This is a genomic window from Bacillus atrophaeus (assembly GCF_001584335.1).
Classification (GTDB): domain Bacteria; phylum Bacillota; class Bacilli; order Bacillales; family Bacillaceae; genus Bacillus; species Bacillus atrophaeus.
This window is the reverse complement of record NZ_LSBB01000020.1, coordinates 614,442-631,458: the sequence shown is the minus strand read 5'-3', so window position 1 is coordinate 631,458 and position 17,017 is coordinate 614,442. Positions and strand designations below refer to the sequence as shown.

Genomic DNA, 17,017 nt, shown 5'->3' with positions numbered 1-17,017 from the left:
TGCCGTTAGCAAGCTTTCTTTCTCAGTTATTCTGGATTTTCAAACTTCACCTTGATCACGGTGTTTTCTTTTATTTCTTTGTTCTTTTTCACACTTTGGCTTACGGCGTATCCCTGCCCGTTCACCTCAATATGAATACCGGAAGCCTTGCCGAATTGAAGAACCTCTCTTCTCGACCAGCCCGACATATCAGGCATTTTCATCTTTCCGTCTGTTTTCAAAAAGACCTTCTGATTTGTCAGGACTTCCTCGCCCGCTTTCGGGTATTGCTCTTTCACCGCAACATCGCTGCCGATGACCACCGGTGTGAGATTTTCACTTTTTGCTTTCTGCTGAGCGGTCGACACTCTTTGATCAGTCAAATCAGGCATGGTTTGAGCCTTTGTTTTTTCCTGTTCTGAATCAGACGTTTCAGTCGGTTCAATATTCAGGTAGTGCAGACTGTTCTTCATCGTCGGATTAAAAATTTCAGATACCGGATTGGAACCAGTTTCGTCATTTTCTAATTGCGGCTGCTGCACCGCAACATAGATAAGCAGTTCAGGGTCATCTTTTGGCGCCATCCCCATTACGGAGAAAATGTAATTATCACGCCCTGATAAATAACCGTTTTGTCCGGCAATCTGCGCTGTGCCTGTTTTTACCGCTACATCAAAGCCTTCAATTTGATAAGGTTTTCCAGTCCCGATATCAGATGAAACCACCTCACCTAATATATTGCGGACTTTTTTAGCAGTATTCGCTGAAATTGGAGTTCCTGCTGATTCAGGCTTATTTTGATAAACGGTTTTCTTCGTGTCAGGATCAACGATATGATCGATAACGTAAGGCTTCATCATTTTACCGTCATTGGCGATCGCTGTTGCAGCCTCCAGCTGCTGAATCGGCGTGACGGCAGAAGCTTGTCCATATGCAGTTGACGCTTTGTCAAATTCATATTTGAAGTTAATTTTACTCGATGCTTCTCCTGGCAAGTCAATGCCTGTTTTTTGATAGAAATTGAACTTATGGAGATATTCATTTAGCCGTGAATAACCTAACTTTTCATTGGCCAGTTTTGCAAAAGCAACATTAGATGACCTTAATACGCCATCATGATATGTTGTTTTCCCCCAACCTACACCATAGTTATGGTCTCTTACAAGTTCTCCCCCTACTTCATACGTTCCAGATTTATACTTTTCATTGGCATTAAACACATTTTCCTGCATAGCAGCTGCAAGCGTAAAAATCTTCATCGTAGATCCGGGCTCAAACGAATATGAAATTAAGTCATTGTAATAATTCGTCACATCCCGGGTATTCGGGTCAAAGCTCGGCCGCTGTCCCATCGCAAGCACTTTGCCCGTTTTCGGGTCAACGGCTGCCGCCATGATTTTCTTCGGGTTATATTTTTTCGCCACTTTTGTCATACTGTCTTCTAAAAAGGTTTGAATTTTCTGATCAATGGTTAAATATACATTGTCACCATTTTTTGGTGCAGTGATATTCTCTTTGCTGTTCGGGAGTTTCCAGCCGGATTTGTCACTTTCGTAAGTCACATATCCGTCTTGCTCCTTTAAGTACTTGTTCAGCACCTTTTCAAGCCCCATTGCACCTTGAATTTCGCTTGTTTGTTCATTGACTTCGGCATAGCCGATTAAATTGGATGCAAATACGCCGTTTGGATAGTAGCGTTTCGTGTCACGCAAAAATGAGATTCCCGGAAGCTTGAGCTTTTCGATTTTTTCTTTTTGCGAAAATGATATATCCCGGCCCGCAGATCCGAATTCGACTTGTTTCACACCCTTATTTAAAATATCAAGAATGTCACCCTTATCCATGTCAATGACTTTCGAAAGTTCCTCCGCTGTTTTTTCTTTATTACTGACGTGCTGCGGATGTTTAATGTCAGTTGTCATTTTCTTATCAAGGACAGCAACCAATTTATATGTGGCCGTATCTTCAGCGATGACTTTGCCGTTTCGGTCTAATATAGAGCCGCGGCTTGCTTCAATGGTCCGTTTCTTTTCATGCTGTTCGGTCGCTTTTGTCGCAAGTACTTCTCCGTTTGCTTTTCCTGTTATTTGTAAATATGCCATTCTTCCTAAAATAACAAAGAAAAAGAGAGCGAAACAAATACTGAGTATCGCTGCTCCTCTGTTCATAAATTTATTCTTTTTTGGCATTTCAATCATTCCTGTATGTTTTTCACTTTTTTGTTTTTCAGCTTCAAGCCATTCTTTTCGGCAATGTCCATAATGCGTTCGGGTGTGCTTAAATCAGCAACATTTTTTTCGAGGTCACCAATCCGCTTGTTCTCAGAAGAAATTTTCTCTTCTAGTTTTTGCACCTCGATATTCGTCTGATATGCCGCGTACGCTTTCGATACAATAAAGAGTGAAACGCTGAGTACGGCGATAACGAATAGGACGAGCAAAACTTTTTCTCCGAGTGTAATGGAAGCCCTTCTTTTGACAATAACCTTTTTTTCCGGGCTTAACGTATGCCGCTGCTGTTTTTCTTGCTGGTAAGCTAAATTACTCATAGGCTGATGACCTCCTTTTAAGTTTGCGTTCGCAGTTCGTTATTTTCGTTTTTCCGCGATGCGAAGCTTGGCTGAGCGAGCTCGGTTGTTTTCTTCAAGCTCTTCTTCTGAAGCTGTAATCGGTTTTCGTGTTATAAGCTTTAATTCAGGCTCAAATTCTTCCGGTATGACAGGCAGTCCCGGCGGGAGTTCCGGAAGCGACGACATTTCCTTAAACGTCGCTTTACATATTCTGTCTTCAAGAGAATGGAAGGTAATGACAGATACCCTTCCCCCTGGCTTTAGCACTTCAATTGCTTGAAGAAGCGCCTCTTCAAAAACCTTCAGCTCATCGTTTACTGCAATTCTGATGGCCTGGAACACCCGTTTCGCCGGATGCCCTCCGCTTCGTCTGGCCGGAGCGGGAATTGCGTCTTTTATTAGATCGACCAGTTGGCCCGTTGTTTGAATAGGCGACTTGCTTCTTGCCTCTTCAATTTTTCTCGCTATCTGTTTGCTGAATTTCTCTTCTCCGTATCTGAAGAAAATCCGCACAAGATCCTCATAGCGCCACTCATTTACGACTTCTTTTGCCGTAAGCGGGGCCGACTGGTCCATCCTCATGTCTAATGGCGCGTCATGATGATAGCTGAAGCCGCGTTCTGGCGTATCCAGCTGCGGGGAAGATACCCCCAGATCAAATAAAACACCGTCAATCTCTGTAATCCCCTGTTCATTCAAACAGTCTTTTAAATAACGGAAGTTGCTTTTAATAAGTATGAGCTGTCCCTTATATCCGGACAGTTTTTCTTTTGCATGCTGTAATGCTGTGTCGTCTTGGTCAAAAGCGATTAAACGCCCTTTTTCGGATAACTGCTGTAATAAATATGTACTGTGCCCCGCTCCGCCAAGGGTGCAGTCTACATAGGTACCGTCCGGTTTGATGTCTAAACCGTCAACGGTTTCACGAAGAAGTACTGTCTTGTGTTGAAACATAGTGTGTTGGTCCCACCTTTTATCAGGATGAATTGAAATTGTGTTAGAGTGTTATGCACGAAGATTCATTATATATCAAACCCAATCATGTTTTCAGCAATTTCAGCAAATGAATCTTCTTGCTCTTCTGTGTATTGTTCCCAAATTACCTTACTCCACAATTCAATTCGATTCGAAACCCCGATGACAACACATTCTTTTTCCAGTTTGGCGTAATTCAATAGTGATGATGCAATATTTACCCGGCCTTGCTTGTCCAGTTCGCATTCAGTCGCGCCTGAAAAAAAGAAGCGGGTAAACGCGCGGGCGTCTTTCTTTGTAAGAGGAAGAGCTTTCAGCTTTTCTTCAATCAGCTTCCATTCGTGCATAGGGTAGCCGAAGAGGCATTGGTCAAGCCCTCTGGTAAGCACAAACTGCTCACCTAAGCCTTCTCTGAATTTAGCAGGTACGATCATGCGGCCTTTTGCATCAATAGTATGCTGGTATTCACCCATAAACATGATCTCTAGCCCCACTTTCTCCCCTTAACTCACCACTATTCACCACTTCTCTCCACACATTTATTTTACACTGTTTATGTATAAAAAAAAACCCTGAACTAGTCAGGGTTTATTAAAACTTTATTTCAAAGTTTGACAACTTGATGTTGGTTTTGAAAAGAAAATGGCAGATGTTTGAATGTTGTGAAGAATTTTGGACCATACCTGTTTAAATAATACATAATATTCCATATTCGTTCTTGCGGAGCAAGAAGCGGTTTGATGCTGTTTTGTATTTTTTCATAGTCCCTCAGCACATAGCCTTCTTTTTCTTCAATCCGTTTGGTGACCGTCCGTTCCAAAAATCGGAGCTGGTCTTGGATGAAAGCGGCGTTCTTTTGCAATAAAGGCGCCATGCTCGAATCCACCTTTAGCGCTTCCTGTCTGATATTCTTATGGATGGTTTCTATTTCTGCTTTCGCGTTATTGAGAACCTCGGTAAACTGCTCTGGTATCTGACTCTCAAAGTAAGCGTCTTTTTGGCTCTTTGTGCCGCCTTCAATCGCTTCTTTCAAAGAAATGTTCCGTTCAGACAGCTTTTTCTCAATATGGCGCTCAACTATCGTAATATTCAGCCTCGGCACCACCGGCGGCATTTTAAAATCCATTAAACCGAATGCCTGTTTGAGCTCTCCCCAGTAATTCACTTCTCCGGGACCTGCGATAAATGCTAAAGTGGGAATGAGATACTCCTGCATCAGCGGTCTCGTCACAACATTATTGCTGAATCTCTCCGGATTTTCTTCCATATGAATGTAAAGCTCATCTTCTGTCCATGTCAGTTCAAGCTCTCTGACGATAAACCCGGCATTATCTTTTTCGATTAAAAAGCGTTCTGTTTCGTATTCATAAAATAGATTTGCCTGATCTTTTCCAGACTCAATAATCGGCTGATAGCCCGTTTGATTCATAAGAAGCTGCTGTTCTGCTACTGAATTAGCCAGCTCGTCATTAAGGCGCAAAATCTTTTGGAACATAGCGGTCTCGAGCTTTTTAATTCCCGGATCTCCCGAATTTAAGAGGACAAGCCCTTCTTCCTGGAACATAGCGGCGATCAGATGCTCGAAAAAGTCCGTAAAGGTCGTTGAATCCCTTAAACATCGTTTAACATGTTCAATGAGCGTGTTCGTGTGGTCTGTTTCTTCAAAAGAGGCAAACACTTCATCAATCCACATAGCACATTTCTCTTGATCAAGCGATGTATTTGCCGCTGAAGATTTTTTCCAATAGGACTGGGGCAGCTTTTTCTTCACAGGGCTGTTTTGTTCTGACGTATGCACATAATTAATTTCTTCCAGGTCATGGTCTTCTCCGGCAACCCAAAACAGCGGGATGACAGGCACTTTCAATTCCTCTTCCTGCTGCTTTGCAAAAACAATGATTGAAATGATTTTATGTATCGTGTAAAGCGGCCCTGTAAGAAGCCCTGCCTGCTGTCCCCCTACCACAGCGACACTTGATGGGTCCTTTATTTTCTCGATAGACGCTTGCATGGCGACGGAATCAAATTTGCTGTGATAAGAGGATAAATAGTCTGCTAATTCCTCTCTGGCATAGGTACGTGCTGACACGTCATCAAGTCTTTCACGCCACATGCCTGAGTTGTGAATATTGTAATCAAAAAAAGAAGACATTTCTTCTTTTCCATCTATATAGTGCTGTACAAACACATTTTGACTCTTGATGGAAAGTTCAGTTAGCTGCATCTTCTGGAACTTCCTTTCTCCAATAAATAGTTAGTTTTCCGAAATGAGTATAGCATGTTCCCTCCAAAGCTCAAAAGACTTTGTCTGGTTTTTGCCGCAAAGCAGTAATGCTGCGGTACAGAAATTCAAAATGAATGGCATCATGATTGCCGATTTCTGCTTCCTTTAATAGATAGCCGATAATGGCATCAGCTTCTGTCAGCCTGCCGGCATATACATCAACAAGCATAGAAGAGTAATTGTCTTTTGTATTTTCGCAAACTGCGCACACCTGCTCCCAGGCTTTTTCCCGATCTTTCAGACCTAAAATTGTACAGGCTTCACGAAATATCATTTTCATATATGAGAAATAAGCCGGAGATGCCAGCAGTTCCCCATTTTTCACACGCAAAAGAGCCGTTAACGGATTAATGCAGGCATTTATGATCAGTTTCCCCGTTAAAAGACGGTGCCAATCAGTTTCATAAACGATCGGGAATCCCGGCGTTTCTTGTTGAAAAAAGGGATGCAGCGATTCTGGCGATGAATGACCGAACGCGCTCCATTTTACCGCACCTAAACCGGTGTGTTCAACAGCCGTATCTGATTTCCTGACAGCACCGTGTTCCACAATGCCGACATAAAGCGAATGGGCGGTCCTCCAATTCTGAATCTCATGGATATGAGCCATACCGTTTTGCAAAAATAAAATGTTTGTTTCTTTTATTTGATCCAGTTTCGGAAAAACAGCTCCGAGCTGATGTTGTTTGACAGTGACAAGAAGCAGGTCATAAGATGAATTGATTTCAGTGTCCGCTTCGCACTCTCCGCTATACTCTCTCCCTTCTTTATATAGACAGATGCCGTCAGAACAGATGGCTTCCGCTTGTTCGGCGCGTCTCGTCAGAACGGTCACCTGATGATGCAAGGATAGGTAGCAGGCACACAAGAGGCCGACCGCCCCCCCGCCGATAATTCCTATTTTCACAATGTCACACCCTATTTTACTTTTACGTATTATCATAGCAGATGTCTTGCCGAATTACTTGTCAGAGGTTTCACTTCCTGCAGAATAATCAGAATCTTAATATTTGGATTTTTTGGATAATGCGTTTACAATATAAATAGAATGACAACAAAGGGGGAAATAAGCATGATGAAGGTAGAGCGCTTGCTCATTAACTACAAAACACTTGAAGAGTTCAAGAAATTCAAGGAATACGGGATGCAGGAGCTGTCTATGCTTGAAGAGCTTCAAGAAAACATCATTGAAAACGACAGCAGCTCGCCGTTTTACGGGATTTATTTCGGGGATACACTTGTCGCACGAATGAGCTTATATCAGGCAAATGGAAAATCAAATCCTTATTTTGAACATCATCAAGATTATTTAGAGCTTTGGAAGCTCGAGGTTCTGCCAGGTTATCAGAAAAACGGCTATGGAACGACGCTTGTTGAATTTGCAAAATCCTTCCGCATGCCGATCCGGACAAATCCAAGAATGAAGTCAACCGGCTTCTGGGATAAAATGAATTTTGAGCCGGTGAAATACGACATGGCGCGTGACAAAGGAGAAAATCCTTTAATCTGGCATCCGGACATGGATGGGGAAATGACATCAGGGGAAACGGCATAACAAAAGAAAACCGGCCGGGCTGGACCCAAAAGGCCGGTTCATTTTCAGATGCGTTCGTATGAGCCTTGGTTTGATTTTTTGTTTCGCCCGTCTTCTTTGGACACCACCATTTTCCTCGCTCTGTCCATGATGTCGATCAAGGCCTTGTAATCCTCTTCTGTCATCTCCAGCTGATTCCGCAGCGTTTGATTTTCACTGCGTAAGTCCTCAAGTTCTTTTTGCAGCGCGTTTACTTGCTCTGTGAGCCTTTCTCTTTCATGATGAAATTCTTGTGCGGATGGCGCTTCTTTAAATTGTTCGAGAAATTGTATGACATCTTGTATAGATAGATCTCTATTTCTTTCTGGAGTTACGGGCGGAGCCTGCTTTACCGTATCAGGCATGTTAGCGGCGTGAACACCGATTTGCTTTCTCAGTTCTTTTCGCTGTTTTTTAGCAAGTTCTATGCCTGATTGATATTGTTTCCTCACAAATGAATTCCATCTAAATCCGCAGGCGGCGGCCGTTCTGGTCAGCGCCCTTCCTACTTCCTCAAATGCGGAAAGCTGTGTTCCGCCCTCGCGAATATGGCGAAGCACCACCTCCGCCAGCAGCAAATCTTCATCCTGTGTCCAAGCATCTTGTCTCGTAATGGTCAATGCGATCTCCCTCCAAGTTAGCTCATTTACCTCATACATATGCGGATAATAGATTAGATAGACTATTTGCACTCACAAATTTTCCGGGAGCCGGCTTGAAGAGAAAAAGAAAAAAAGCACAGGAGTTATTCTCCCATGCTTTTCTCATTCATTAATTGCTTTTTACATTTATGTCTTTGCCGTTGTATGATCCGCATGCTTTGCATACACGGTGAGACAATTTCATCTCTCCGCATGACGGACATTCTGTCATACCAGGTACATTAAGTTTGAAATGTGTACGGCGCAATCTTTTTTTCATTTTAGAAGTTCTTCTAAAAGGTACAGCCATTATTCCCACCTCCTTAAAGAGTTAAGATTCATCATCTTGTTTTAAGAGCTTTTCAAGACCTGCGAGCCTCGGATCGACCTGATTTTTCTTGTCTTCTTCCGAAATAACCTGCCAATCCTTTCCTTCTTGAGGAGCAGCTCCTTCTTTTTGAACAGATTCACAAAAGATTTGCATAGGGATTTCTAAAAGAATTTCTTCTTTTACGATCGGAGTTAAGTCGATAGTATCGTCTTCAACAATCTGCACGTCCTCATCTTCTATATCATCCGTCTTATGAAATATAAACAGTTCTTTTGTTGAAATTGTAAATGGATACGGAACATCAACAAGTGTTCTTGAGCATGGCAAAATCATTTCGCCTGAAATCGTAAAGTCAAACGAAACCTGTTTGGATTCAATATCCGCTCTTCCTTTCACCCGGACGGGAGAAATGCTGCGAATGTCAGAATTCAATGTTGTCATCTCATTTAACTCAACTGTTTCATCAAACTCAAAACTCTTTTTTGCCATTTGATGCAGCTGATAAATCGTCCATTTCATTTGTATCACCTCAGGAAAGCAACAAACATGATTATAGCTTTTATCAATGTTTTTGTCAATATTTTTTCTTTACAGCATAATGCTGTCATTAAAGCGCCGTTGACAGCTGAATATGCTATGCATACACTTAACAAAACAGCTGTGAAAAGTATTTCATTTGCAAATGTACCATACGTTTTCATTCATAGCAAGAAAGGCGGATAAATGTGAGAGCAGTCGGATTGGTTGTTGAATATAATCCCTTTCATAACGGGCATCTTTATCATGCCCAAAAAGCAAAAACGGAAACCGAAAGCACAGCGGCGGTTGCTGTTATGAGCGGACACTTTTTGCAGCGCGGGGAACCGGCGGTCGTATCAAAATGGGCCCGAACGAAAATGGCTCTTCAAAGCGGCGTCGACCTTGTTGTTGAGCTCCCTTATATGTATGCCGTTCAAAAAGCGGAAACGTTCGCCGGGGGCAGCGTCAGGATATTGCATCATTTAGGCTGCGAGTCTCTCTTTTTCGGAAGCGAGACCGGACATATCGCTCCTTTTTTTGAAACAGCCAAAGTCTTTCAGGAACATGAAGACTTATTTCACCAATGTGTAAAAGAAGAATTGCAACGGGGAGCCAGTTATCCTTCGGCGGCGGCTGCTGCTTTCAGAACAATTCTAAAGGAGGAAAATACGCTGGACTTGTCGAAGCCGAATAACATTCTCGGCTATCACTATGTGAAATCCATTCAAGAGATCGGTTCCCTTATGCAGCCGTATACCACAGCCCGTATTTCTTCGGATTATCATGATGCCGACCTGCCTAAAGGGGAAACCCGTATCGCAAGCGCGACAAGCATTCGCAAAGCGCTTGAAGAAGAAGGTCTTGATACCTGCGGCGGCTTTCTTCCTTCCGCCTCTATACGGGAATTAGAAGATTATGTCCAAACATTCGGTCTGCGGCATTCTTCAGAGTCTTATTTTTCTTATTTAAAATACAGTCTCACTACTCTTTCAGCGCAGGAACTGCAGCAAATCTACGAAGTAGAAGAAGGACTCGAACACAGAATCCTTCGTTCAATCAGAAAAGCGCGTTCGTATCAAGAGTACATGGAACTTCTGAAAACAAAACGCTATACGTGGACGAGACTGCAGCGCATGAATACGCATATATTAATGAGAACGAGAAAACAAGATATGCACCGGCTTCTTGAAGATTCCGAAATTCCTTATATCAGATTGCTCGGCATGACAAAAAAAGGACAAGCCTTTTTATCACAACAGAAAAAAAAGCTTTCCGTTCCGCTCATCAGCAAGCTGTCTTCATTTTCCCACCCCGCCCTCGATTTAGATATAAGGGCAAGCCGGATTTACAGCCTGCCTATGAACGAGCCGCAGAGAACCGTTTTTAATGACCAGGAATATGCGCATGCGCCCATCCGCTACGATGAGGATGAAAAGCGTTTTTTGAGTTCATAAAAAAGCACCTGAATCATCAGGTGCTTTTTGCTTTGAGCTTATTCAAATAGTCAATCGCATCCTGCATCGTGTCAACCGGAACGATTTTCATATCCGAATCAATGTCTTTTGCTGTTTTTACTGCGTTTTTAAAATCGGAATTGCTGGCGCCATTTTGGTTTGGCGCAAAGAAAATGTCTTTGCCGGCTTTATCTGCCGCCACTACCTTTTGATCAATACCGCCGATCGGGCCTACCTTGCCGTCGACATCAATAGTTCCTGTTCCGGCAATATTATAGCCTTTTGTTTCATCCGTTTTGGTGAGCTGATTATAAATTTCTAGCGACATCATTAAACCTGCTGACGGCCCGCCGATATTTTCAATTTTAAAATCAATATCCGGCTTTACCTTTACATTCCGGTCAGTGTATAAAGCCACACCTATGCCGGCTCGGCCCGGCTCCTCCGGGAATGCCTTCAGCGCGAGTGTAACTGTTTTTTCTTTTGTATCTCTTTCAATTTTAAAGGTCACCTTGTCCCCTGGTTTTTTACTGCTGATATAGTCGATCAATTTCTCTGAGGACTGATAGGTTTTTCCGTCGGCGCTGATAATTTTGTCTCCGACTTCAATTTTTCCCTTGGCCGGCATATTTGCTACAACAGAGCTTGCATAAATGCCGTTAAAAGAGTAGCTCACTTCTTTTCCCGCTTTTTGATAGGCTGCAATGACGGCATTTTCTTGTGAGCTTTTCATCATTTGCACCTGGCGTTTCATATATTCTTCATCCGATTCGCCTTCTTGCTTAATGCTTTCGTCCGGGACAATTTCATAATACGGATGTATCTTCGCCCATAGATATGTATAGGGGTTGGCCGGGCCTACTTTCACAGTCATTAAGGATAAGCTTCCTTTTTCCGGATAGCCTCCTTTCACTTTAACGAGCGAGGCAAGTTCTGTCGCCTCTCCCGGTTTCGTCACGTAGTATGGAAGCTTGATGAATGTAACAGCGACAATCAGAATGAGGATGACGAGCATCCACCGGAAATGTCTTTTCTTCATATGTATCAACTTTTAGCCCTCCCAATTCTCTATTTCTTGTTTAATCTGCCTGATCAGTCCGTTTGTTGCTTTTTCACCGGCATGGATCATGTCTTCAATGTTTGCAAAAGAGCTTGAGCTATGTGTTTCAAGAGAAGGGCGAATGACGACATCTGCGGCAATCGTTTGATGGCGGACCAATTCATTTTGTAATATATCCATACTTTGCATGATTACGTCAAAAATATGTGCCGCTTTTTCTGTTTTTCTGACCCGTGATACATCCGAAGCGATAATAATATCAGCTCCCATATCCTTCACGACAGAAACCGGAATCCGGTCAACTACCGCGCCGTCTACCAAAAGGCGTCCATCCATCCGCTGCGGAACAAAAATGCCCGGTATGCTTATGCTTGCCCGCACCGCTTCTGACACAGAGCCTTTGTGAAACACTACCTTTTCGCCTGTCTGTAAATCGCACGCGACAATACCTAACGGAATTTGCAGCTCTTCAATAGGCTTGCCGAATGTATAAGCGTGTACGAGCTGCCTGACGCGGTCGCCTTTCAAAAAACCGAGCTTAGGCATCGTATAATCGGCATACAGCCGCTTTTTAAATGCCTTGGCGACTTTTTTCATTGTCTCTACATCATGTCCCGCGGCATGAAAACTGCCCACTAAAGCTCCCATACTGCTTCCTGCAATCATATCAACCTGAATTTGATGCTTATGTAAACTTGAAAGCACTCCGAGATGAGCCAGTCCCCTCGCTCCTCCCGAGCCGAGTGCTAACCCGATTTTAGGTTTGGCCAACGCATTTCCCCCTCCGACACCCTATATACGAATTCTATGGTCTAAACTGAACCCCTATGCTCGTATATTAGTACAAAGGGCCATTGGGACAGGATGTGGTTTGGCCGCTCTAAGGTCTGTTACTTATTTTATCATGATATAAATTTGTGTGCATTTTTAGCGTCGGGGAGGTCAGAATGAACTTGTCGAAGATAAATACTTTTTTAATTGCTTCGTTTTTTATTTTTTTGACAGCGACTGTCATATCACACCCGCAGGCTTCATTTGATGCCTCTAAAACAGGACTTGCTATGTGGTGGGAAGTTGTCTTTCCGTCTTTGCTGCCGTTTTTTATTCTTTCTGAACTATTAATCGGGTTTGGGATCGTCAGGTTTGTCGGCCTGCTGCTTGAGCCTTTCATGCGGCCGATCTTTCGTGTGCCGGGTGTCGGCGGATTTGTGCTGGCCATGGGTATGGCATCTGGCAATCCGGCTGGAGCAAAGCTTACTGCGAGACTTCGGCAAGAAAAGCAGATTTCCAGAGTTGAAGCAGAACGCCTTGTTTCTTTCACAAACTCTTCAAATCCTTTGTTTATATTTGGCGCCGTGGCTGTTGGTTTTTTTCATAATGCATCTTTAGGGATTCTCTTAGCCTGCGCCCACTACCTCGGAAATTTAGCCGTAGGTTTGACGATGCGTTCCTATGGGCGAAAAGAAGAAGATAGCACGATGAGACATAGAGCCGTGCGTTTTCCTTCTCTAAAAGATGCATTTCTTGCCCTTCACACCGCTCGCTTGGCAGAAAAAAGGCCCCTCGGAAAAATTTTGGGTGATGCGGTGACCTCTTCTGTCCAAACGCTTCTTATGGTAGGCGGCTTCATCATTTTATTCTCTGTGTTCAACCGCTTATTGTCAGTCGTTCAATTAACTGATATTCTGTCCATCTTCACAAAAGCGGTGCTTTCACTTTTTCAGCTTCCCGCCCAGCTGGACATTCCCCTTTTGTCAGGTATGTTTGAAATCACTCTCGGCAGCAAGCTTGTCAGTGAATCCGATGCGGGGCTTTTACAAAAAGCAATCATCGTCAGCTTTATTCTCGGATTCAGCGGTTTTTCGGTACAGGCACAGGTGGCGGGTATTTTGTCAGACACGGATATCCGGTTTAAACCATTTTTCTTTGCGCGTATTTTACAGGGCATTTATGCGGCTGTATTTATTATCATTTTATGGAAGCCTCTCTATACCGCTCTAGAAGAGCCGTATCATCATGTCTTTCAGCCTCTCCAAAAGCCTGCCGCACAGGAAGCGTTCATAAGCGGCTGGAATTTTCTCGTGGCGTCAGGCCCTGCGGTCACGTTAGGAGCGCTGTTATCATATGTACTGATTTATTCATATCGATTAACGAACAGTGAAAAAAAAGGATGAGAGCTTAAAAACAGCCTCATCCTTTATTGAACTTATATTGAAGCGCAAGATCGACTTCCGGCGGAACAAGCTCTGACACAGAGCCTTTATACTTTGCGACTTCTTTTACAATGCTTGAGCTTAAAAATGAGTATTGATTGTTTGTCATCATGAAAAAGGTCTCGATGGATTCATCCAATACACGATTCATTGATGTCCCCTGCATCTCATATTCAAAATCCGATACAGCTCTCAATCCTCTTAATATGACTTTTGCATTTTTCCTTTTCATATAATCAATGAGCAGTCCCTGTGAGGTCTCAACCGTTATGTTCGGTATATCTTTTGTGACTTCTCTCAGCAGCTCGCACCGCTCTTCTACAGTAAATAACGGTTTCTTCGAAGAATTGTTCAGCACACATACATAAACCTGTTCAAAAATGCCGGCTCCCCGTCTGATAATATCCAGATGCCCGTAGGTCACAGGATCAAAACTGCCGGGACAAACAGCTATACTCGCCACCTTACTCCCCCCTTTTTCTATAAATCGACACTCCTGTAAGCCCGTACATTTCCTGTCTCGCCAACACAAGTCCGCCGATGGTTTCCGGAAGTTCAACGCCTTTGTCGTGCTCTGTCACGATGAATCCGTCATCTTCCAGCATCTGATGTTCGTCAATCGAGCTTAAAAGCGCTTTCAGCTTTTGCTCCTTATACGGAGGATCTAAAAAGATGCCATGAAATCCTGTCTCTCTTTTCGCAGCGGCATGCAAGGCACGTTCCGCGTCATTACGGTAAACGTCCGCCGATTTTATCAAATCTAATGTTTTTAAATTCGCCTTTACGGTTTGGATCGCTTTAAATTCACGATCGACAAAAACGCAATGGTCAAATCCGCGCGAAAGGGCTTCAATCCCGAGGCCTCCGCTTCCTGCAAACAAATCGAGCGCTCTGCCCCCTTCAAAATAAGGGCCTATCATATTAAAAATAGATTCCTTTACTTTGTCAGTTGTCGGTCTTGTTGATGTGCCCGGCACAGCTTTTAGCGCGCGGCCTTTTTTTGATCCAGAAATTACTCTCATCTTCCACACCACTTTTTCTCAAGCTTATAGGTTTCCAGTCCGGCAAAAAGCCGTATGTAAATGATTTTAAAAAACCAACACTATCTTATCATAAAGCTATCACGCTCACAATGAGCGCCAATCCGGCGAGAATTTCTTCTCTTTTATGTATAGCGCGGCTGCTATATGTCCATACTACATGCAACAGCATCTTTTGGGATGTTGTTGCCAACCGCGGAGAAGACTTACGTTTCCCCATAAGTTCTTCCTCCGGTTTCTCCTCTCCCTTTGCCTTCTCCCTTAACATGTTAAGGAATAGAAGGACCCCGCAGATGTCTGCGGGGATTTTTTTTTGGCTAAATGCCGATTTTATAATCGTATTCTTTCGCCTTATCAAGTTTTGATTCGAATTCTAATTTCAAAAACGGTTTATAGGAAGGCTCTACTTTTTTCACAAAAGAGTAGGAGGATATCTTGTCCATCGTTCTTTCGAGCTGATTCATATCGCAATACAGCACAACGTATTTTAAACGTTTTGAGACATAATGGACATTCCCGAATTTTCTCAGCATTTTACTCTGCTTCAAGGAATGCAGATATACAATCATACCTTGGCGTTTATTCTCCAATTCAATCACCTGCCTGATTTTTCTTGTCTTGTTATGTAAAAGACGAGACTGTTCGTCTCGTCAGGATACTTTGCATCCGCAGCCGCCGCCTGAACCGCAGCCGCCTCCGCAAGAAGACAGACCGTCAAAGTAAGGGTTTCCCGTCGGAACTTTTATATGTTCGGAAACGGCGGTCCCAAGCTCTATGCTGACTTCATCAAGAATTGACTGCAGCTCAGTCTCCGCTTTCTTAAAGTCCGCCACTTTGTCATTGAGGTCCAGCTCCCGTTTGATTTCCCTCATTTTTCGGGAAATCTCTCTATAGTCAGGATGATATTTGCCAAATCGCTGCACATATTCATATTTGTCTTTTATGTCCATAAAGGAACGAATAATCCGGCCTGCCTCTTCATCTTGCTGGAGACGCTTATAACAATTACGGTAATTTTCAGCCGTCTCTGACTGAAGAATCATGCCGGCAAGCTTCTGCGCCTCACTTTGAAGCCGCACGGATTCCATCGTTGCATACATAGCACGCACCTCCAGTTGTTAGTTTACCACGAAACCATCCAATTGGAAAATGTCTAGCGAATGAATACGTCCCACGTTTTTGAGATCTGTTTGTATTCAGGGTGGCGGGAGATTACCTCTACGGTCAGCCTGTGGTTCCCTTTGGACAGGTGTCTGACGATAAATGCCGCAGTATACTCGTTTCTTAGTTTCTTTCCGTCTGCGTAAACCGCTAAATAGCCTTGCTTGTCTCTGACTGATGCCGGCCCCGTTTTAAAGTGGAAATCGTTCAGCATACATTCCACGTAAACACGGGAATCCTTTATTTTATATGTAAGCCATTCGCCTTGCAGCTCTTTTGGATGCGCCTGAGCTTCCAGTGCAGCTGTTTTCCCCAGCTCCCCTTTCGGAACCGGTTTATGAACCGAACAGCCAGCCGTCACCATACACAACACACATATACACCACAATATTTTCATAGAAGGTCTCCTTTTTATCATCTGAGAGTAGCTTTTGCTGCCGGAGACCATTTTATGAATAAAAAAGACCCTGATCTGGGTCTTCTAATCTTGAGTACGCATAGCCTGAAACATCTGCACCATCATTTGCGCCATTTGAAGGCCGTTTGTAAATTGATGGACCCGATGCGGAATGGTTTTTTCATAGTAATTCATCATTGCCAGCTGAAAGGCAGCCAATTCATCCGGATTTCTGCCGAGTCTCCGGTACCATATCGGCTGCTCTCTTATGAACCGTCTCCGTTCTTCATCAGCCATTATAAATTCCTGAACATCTTTACGCATGAATGTACCCCTTTATTAATCCTTTCTGAAAGAAAAAGGATGTTGTCCAGAGCCTGTTTGAGATTGTTTGGACCCGCTGCCTGAGAACTGGCTGAGGAGATTTTGCAATGATGAGATCGACTGACTCATTTTATTAATTTGTTCATTCATTTGATTGACATCCATTTTTTTCACTGCTGTCACCATTTTGGAGACAAAATCATATTTATCGGCCGCTTCAGGCACCGCTTCTTGACCCTCGGCCGGTTTATCTTTATATGGGTCCCATATCGGATCGTTTTCACCGAGCAGCACCCAATTTTCATACACGTCCTGCCAGCTTCTTTCTTCTTTTCGTACTTCTTTTATCAGCTTTGGATGCTTCTTGACAAATTGTTTAAAATCATTGATTGACTGATGAGCATGTTGATTCGCCACAATCCTCACCCCCCTCGTAAATATATGCCTACTATAATGTATCGGGCCGGGATGGATTGTGTTCGCCTAAATTCATAGAA

General features: G+C 43.4%; 22 protein-coding genes. 3 read left to right on the top strand and 19 right to left on the bottom strand.

The genetic code is table 11. The features are described 5' to 3' along the window. Positions 1 to 26 precede the first annotated feature (26 nt). The 6 genes from pbpB to AXI57_RS16855 all read right to left on the bottom strand — a co-directional run bounded on the left by pbpB (position 27) and on the right by AXI57_RS16855 (position 6,714). Positions 27 to 2,168 (bottom strand): penicillin-binding protein 2B, encoded by a 2,142-nt coding sequence (gene pbpB / locus AXI57_RS16880; RefSeq protein WP_061670731.1) that lies wholly within the window; start codon positions 2,166 to 2,168, stop codon positions 27 to 29. A gap of 5 nt (positions 2,169 to 2,173) precedes the next feature. After that, positions 2,174 to 2,527: a cell division protein FtsL gene (gene ftsL / locus AXI57_RS16875; protein ID WP_003329063.1), complete on the bottom strand. Its 354-nt coding sequence runs from the start codon at positions 2,525 to 2,527 to the stop codon at positions 2,174 to 2,176. 39 nt (positions 2,528 to 2,566) lie between these two features. Beyond that, positions 2,567 to 3,502, bottom strand: coding sequence for a 16S rRNA (cytosine(1402)-N(4))-methyltransferase RsmH (gene rsmH, locus AXI57_RS16870; RefSeq protein ID WP_010788527.1), 936 nt, complete (start codon positions 3,500 to 3,502; stop codon positions 2,567 to 2,569). Positions 3,503 to 3,570: 68 nt separating this feature from the next. After that, on the bottom strand, positions 3,571 to 4,002 hold the full coding sequence (mraZ, locus tag AXI57_RS16865; RefSeq protein WP_003329068.1) for a division/cell wall cluster transcriptional repressor MraZ: 432 nt from the start codon (positions 4,000 to 4,002) through the stop codon (positions 3,571 to 3,573). Positions 4,003 to 4,127: 125 nt separating this feature from the next. Further along, entirely contained in the window at positions 4,128 to 5,747 is a 1,620-nt protein-coding gene (gene bshC, locus AXI57_RS16860; RefSeq protein WP_061670730.1) for a bacillithiol biosynthesis cysteine-adding enzyme BshC, read from the bottom strand. A gap of 70 nt (positions 5,748 to 5,817) precedes the next feature. After that, a complete protein-coding gene (locus AXI57_RS16855; RefSeq protein WP_061670729.1) occupies positions 5,818 to 6,714 on the bottom strand; it encodes a 2-dehydropantoate 2-reductase in 897 nt (298 codons plus the stop codon). A 165-nt stretch (positions 6,715 to 6,879) separates the two neighbouring features. Between AXI57_RS16855 and AXI57_RS16850 the strand changes: the two genes are divergently transcribed. Beyond that, positions 6,880 to 7,362 carry an N-acetyltransferase gene (locus tag AXI57_RS16850; RefSeq protein WP_010788524.1) on the top strand — a complete coding sequence of 161 codons (483 nt, stop codon included), beginning with the start codon at positions 6,880 to 6,882 and terminating at the stop codon, positions 7,360 to 7,362. A 44-nt stretch (positions 7,363 to 7,406) separates the two neighbouring features. Here the strand turns inward: AXI57_RS16850 and gerR are convergent, their stop codons facing one another. The 3 genes from gerR to AXI57_RS16835 all read right to left on the bottom strand — a co-directional run bounded on the left by gerR (position 7,407) and on the right by AXI57_RS16835 (position 8,871). Further along, a complete protein-coding gene (gerR, locus tag AXI57_RS16845; protein WP_010788523.1) occupies positions 7,407 to 8,000 on the bottom strand; it encodes a sporulation-specific transcriptional regulator GerR in 594 nt (197 codons plus the stop codon). 151 nt (positions 8,001 to 8,151) lie between these two features. Continuing rightward, the gene (gene rpmF, locus AXI57_RS16840; RefSeq protein ID WP_003154457.1) at positions 8,152 to 8,331 is read right to left on the bottom strand and encodes a 50S ribosomal protein L32; all 180 of its coding nucleotides are present in this window, start codon (positions 8,329 to 8,331) and stop codon (positions 8,152 to 8,154) included. 21 nt (positions 8,332 to 8,352) lie between these two features. After that, the gene (locus tag AXI57_RS16835; protein WP_003329074.1) at positions 8,353 to 8,871 is read right to left on the bottom strand and encodes a YceD family protein; all 519 of its coding nucleotides are present in this window, start codon (positions 8,869 to 8,871) and stop codon (positions 8,353 to 8,355) included. 206 nt (positions 8,872 to 9,077) lie between these two features. On the opposite strand from AXI57_RS16835, the gene AXI57_RS16830 reads away from it, so the two are divergent. After that, positions 9,078 to 10,325 carry a nucleotidyltransferase gene (locus AXI57_RS16830; protein WP_061670728.1) on the top strand — a complete coding sequence of 416 codons (1,248 nt, stop codon included), beginning with the start codon at positions 9,078 to 9,080 and terminating at the stop codon, positions 10,323 to 10,325. A gap of 16 nt (positions 10,326 to 10,341) precedes the next feature. On the opposite strand, the gene AXI57_RS16825 is transcribed toward AXI57_RS16830, so the two are convergent. Both AXI57_RS16825 and AXI57_RS16820 read right to left on the bottom strand, forming a co-directional pair. Then, on the bottom strand, positions 10,342 to 11,364 hold the full coding sequence (locus tag AXI57_RS16825) for a SepM family pheromone-processing serine protease (protein WP_061670908.1): 1,023 nt from the start codon (positions 11,362 to 11,364) through the stop codon (positions 10,342 to 10,344). 12 nt (positions 11,365 to 11,376) lie between these two features. After that, positions 11,377 to 12,156, bottom strand: a complete 780-nt coding sequence (locus tag AXI57_RS16820) for a patatin family protein (protein WP_003329078.1) — start codon at positions 12,154 to 12,156, stop codon at positions 11,377 to 11,379. Between the two features lie 176 nt (positions 12,157 to 12,332). Between AXI57_RS16820 and ylbJ the strand changes: the two genes are divergently transcribed. Continuing rightward, on the top strand, positions 12,333 to 13,559 hold the full coding sequence (gene ylbJ, locus AXI57_RS16815; protein WP_061670727.1) for a sporulation integral membrane protein YlbJ: 1,227 nt from the start codon (positions 12,333 to 12,335) through the stop codon (positions 13,557 to 13,559). Between the two features lie 16 nt (positions 13,560 to 13,575). On the opposite strand, the gene coaD is transcribed toward ylbJ, so the two are convergent. The 8 genes from coaD to ylbD all read right to left on the bottom strand — a co-directional run bounded on the left by coaD (position 13,576) and on the right by ylbD (position 16,937). Next, positions 13,576 to 14,061, bottom strand: a complete 486-nt coding sequence (gene coaD, locus AXI57_RS16810; protein ID WP_061670726.1) for a pantetheine-phosphate adenylyltransferase — start codon at positions 14,059 to 14,061, stop codon at positions 13,576 to 13,578. Between the two features lies 1 nt (position 14,062). Continuing rightward, complete coding sequence (rsmD, locus tag AXI57_RS16805; protein WP_003329082.1) at positions 14,063 to 14,620, bottom strand: 16S rRNA (guanine(966)-N(2))-methyltransferase RsmD; 558 nt, start codon at positions 14,618 to 14,620, stop codon at positions 14,063 to 14,065. A gap of 88 nt (positions 14,621 to 14,708) precedes the next feature. Further along, positions 14,709 to 14,858: a hypothetical protein gene (locus AXI57_RS21800; RefSeq protein ID WP_003329083.1), complete on the bottom strand. Its 150-nt coding sequence runs from the start codon at positions 14,856 to 14,858 to the stop codon at positions 14,709 to 14,711. A gap of 97 nt (positions 14,859 to 14,955) precedes the next feature. Further along, a complete protein-coding gene (locus AXI57_RS16800) occupies positions 14,956 to 15,228 on the bottom strand; it encodes a YlbG family protein (protein ID WP_035175113.1) in 273 nt (90 codons plus the stop codon). A 60-nt stretch (positions 15,229 to 15,288) separates the two neighbouring features. Then, the gene (ricF, locus tag AXI57_RS16795) at positions 15,289 to 15,738 is read right to left on the bottom strand and encodes a regulatory iron-sulfur-containing complex subunit RicF (protein ID WP_061670725.1); all 450 of its coding nucleotides are present in this window, start codon (positions 15,736 to 15,738) and stop codon (positions 15,289 to 15,291) included. Between the two features lie 53 nt (positions 15,739 to 15,791). Next, positions 15,792 to 16,196, bottom strand: a complete 405-nt coding sequence (locus AXI57_RS16790; protein ID WP_003329086.1) for a hypothetical protein — start codon at positions 16,194 to 16,196, stop codon at positions 15,792 to 15,794. Positions 16,197 to 16,280: 84 nt separating this feature from the next. Then, the gene (locus AXI57_RS16785) at positions 16,281 to 16,520 is read right to left on the bottom strand and encodes a YlbE-like family protein (RefSeq protein ID WP_003329087.1); all 240 of its coding nucleotides are present in this window, start codon (positions 16,518 to 16,520) and stop codon (positions 16,281 to 16,283) included. A 15-nt stretch (positions 16,521 to 16,535) separates the two neighbouring features. After that, positions 16,536 to 16,937: a YlbD family protein gene (gene ylbD, locus AXI57_RS16780; RefSeq protein WP_003329088.1), complete on the bottom strand. Its 402-nt coding sequence runs from the start codon at positions 16,935 to 16,937 to the stop codon at positions 16,536 to 16,538. Positions 16,938 to 17,017 lie beyond the last annotated feature (80 nt).

Excerpts from the sequence above, each read along its gene's own strand:
- bshC (WP_061670730.1), bottom strand. The coding sequence starts at position 5,747 with ATGCAGCTAACTGAACTTTCCATCAAGAGTCAAAATGTGTTTGTACAG.
- ricF (WP_061670725.1), bottom strand. The coding sequence starts at position 15,738 with ATGTATGCAACGATGGAATCCGTGCGGCTTCAAAGTGAGGCGCAGAAG.
- AXI57_RS16825 (WP_061670908.1), bottom strand. The coding sequence starts at position 11,364 with ATGAAGAAAAGACATTTCCGGTGGATGCTCGTCATCCTCATTCTGATT.
- AXI57_RS16835 (WP_003329074.1), bottom strand. The coding sequence starts at position 8,871 with ATGAAATGGACGATTTATCAGCTGCATCAAATGGCAAAAAAGAGTTTT.
- mraZ (WP_003329068.1), bottom strand. The coding sequence starts at position 4,002 with ATGTTTATGGGTGAATACCAGCATACTATTGATGCAAAAGGCCGCATG.
- AXI57_RS21800 (WP_003329083.1), bottom strand. The coding sequence starts at position 14,858 with ATGGGGAAACGTAAGTCTTCTCCGCGGTTGGCAACAACATCCCAAAAG.
- ylbJ (WP_061670727.1), top strand. The coding sequence starts at position 12,333 with ATGAACTTGTCGAAGATAAATACTTTTTTAATTGCTTCGTTTTTTATT.
- AXI57_RS16785 (WP_003329087.1), bottom strand. The coding sequence starts at position 16,520 with ATGCGTAAAGATGTTCAGGAATTTATAATGGCTGATGAAGAACGGAGA.
- ftsL (WP_003329063.1), bottom strand. The coding sequence starts at position 2,527 with ATGAGTAATTTAGCTTACCAGCAAGAAAAACAGCAGCGGCATACGTTA.
- rsmD (WP_003329082.1), bottom strand. The coding sequence starts at position 14,620 with ATGAGAGTAATTTCTGGATCAAAAAAAGGCCGCGCGCTAAAAGCTGTG.
- rsmH (WP_010788527.1), bottom strand. The coding sequence starts at position 3,502 with ATGTTTCAACACAAGACAGTACTTCTTCGTGAAACCGTTGACGGTTTA.
- pbpB (WP_061670731.1), bottom strand. The coding sequence starts at position 2,168 with ATGCCAAAAAAGAATAAATTTATGAACAGAGGAGCAGCGATACTCAGT.
- AXI57_RS16850 (WP_010788524.1), top strand. The coding sequence starts at position 6,880 with ATGATGAAGGTAGAGCGCTTGCTCATTAACTACAAAACACTTGAAGAG.
- AXI57_RS16790 (WP_003329086.1), bottom strand. The coding sequence starts at position 16,196 with ATGAAAATATTGTGGTGTATATGTGTGTTGTGTATGGTGACGGCTGGC.
- rpmF (WP_003154457.1), bottom strand. The coding sequence starts at position 8,331 with ATGGCTGTACCTTTTAGAAGAACTTCTAAAATGAAAAAAAGATTGCGC.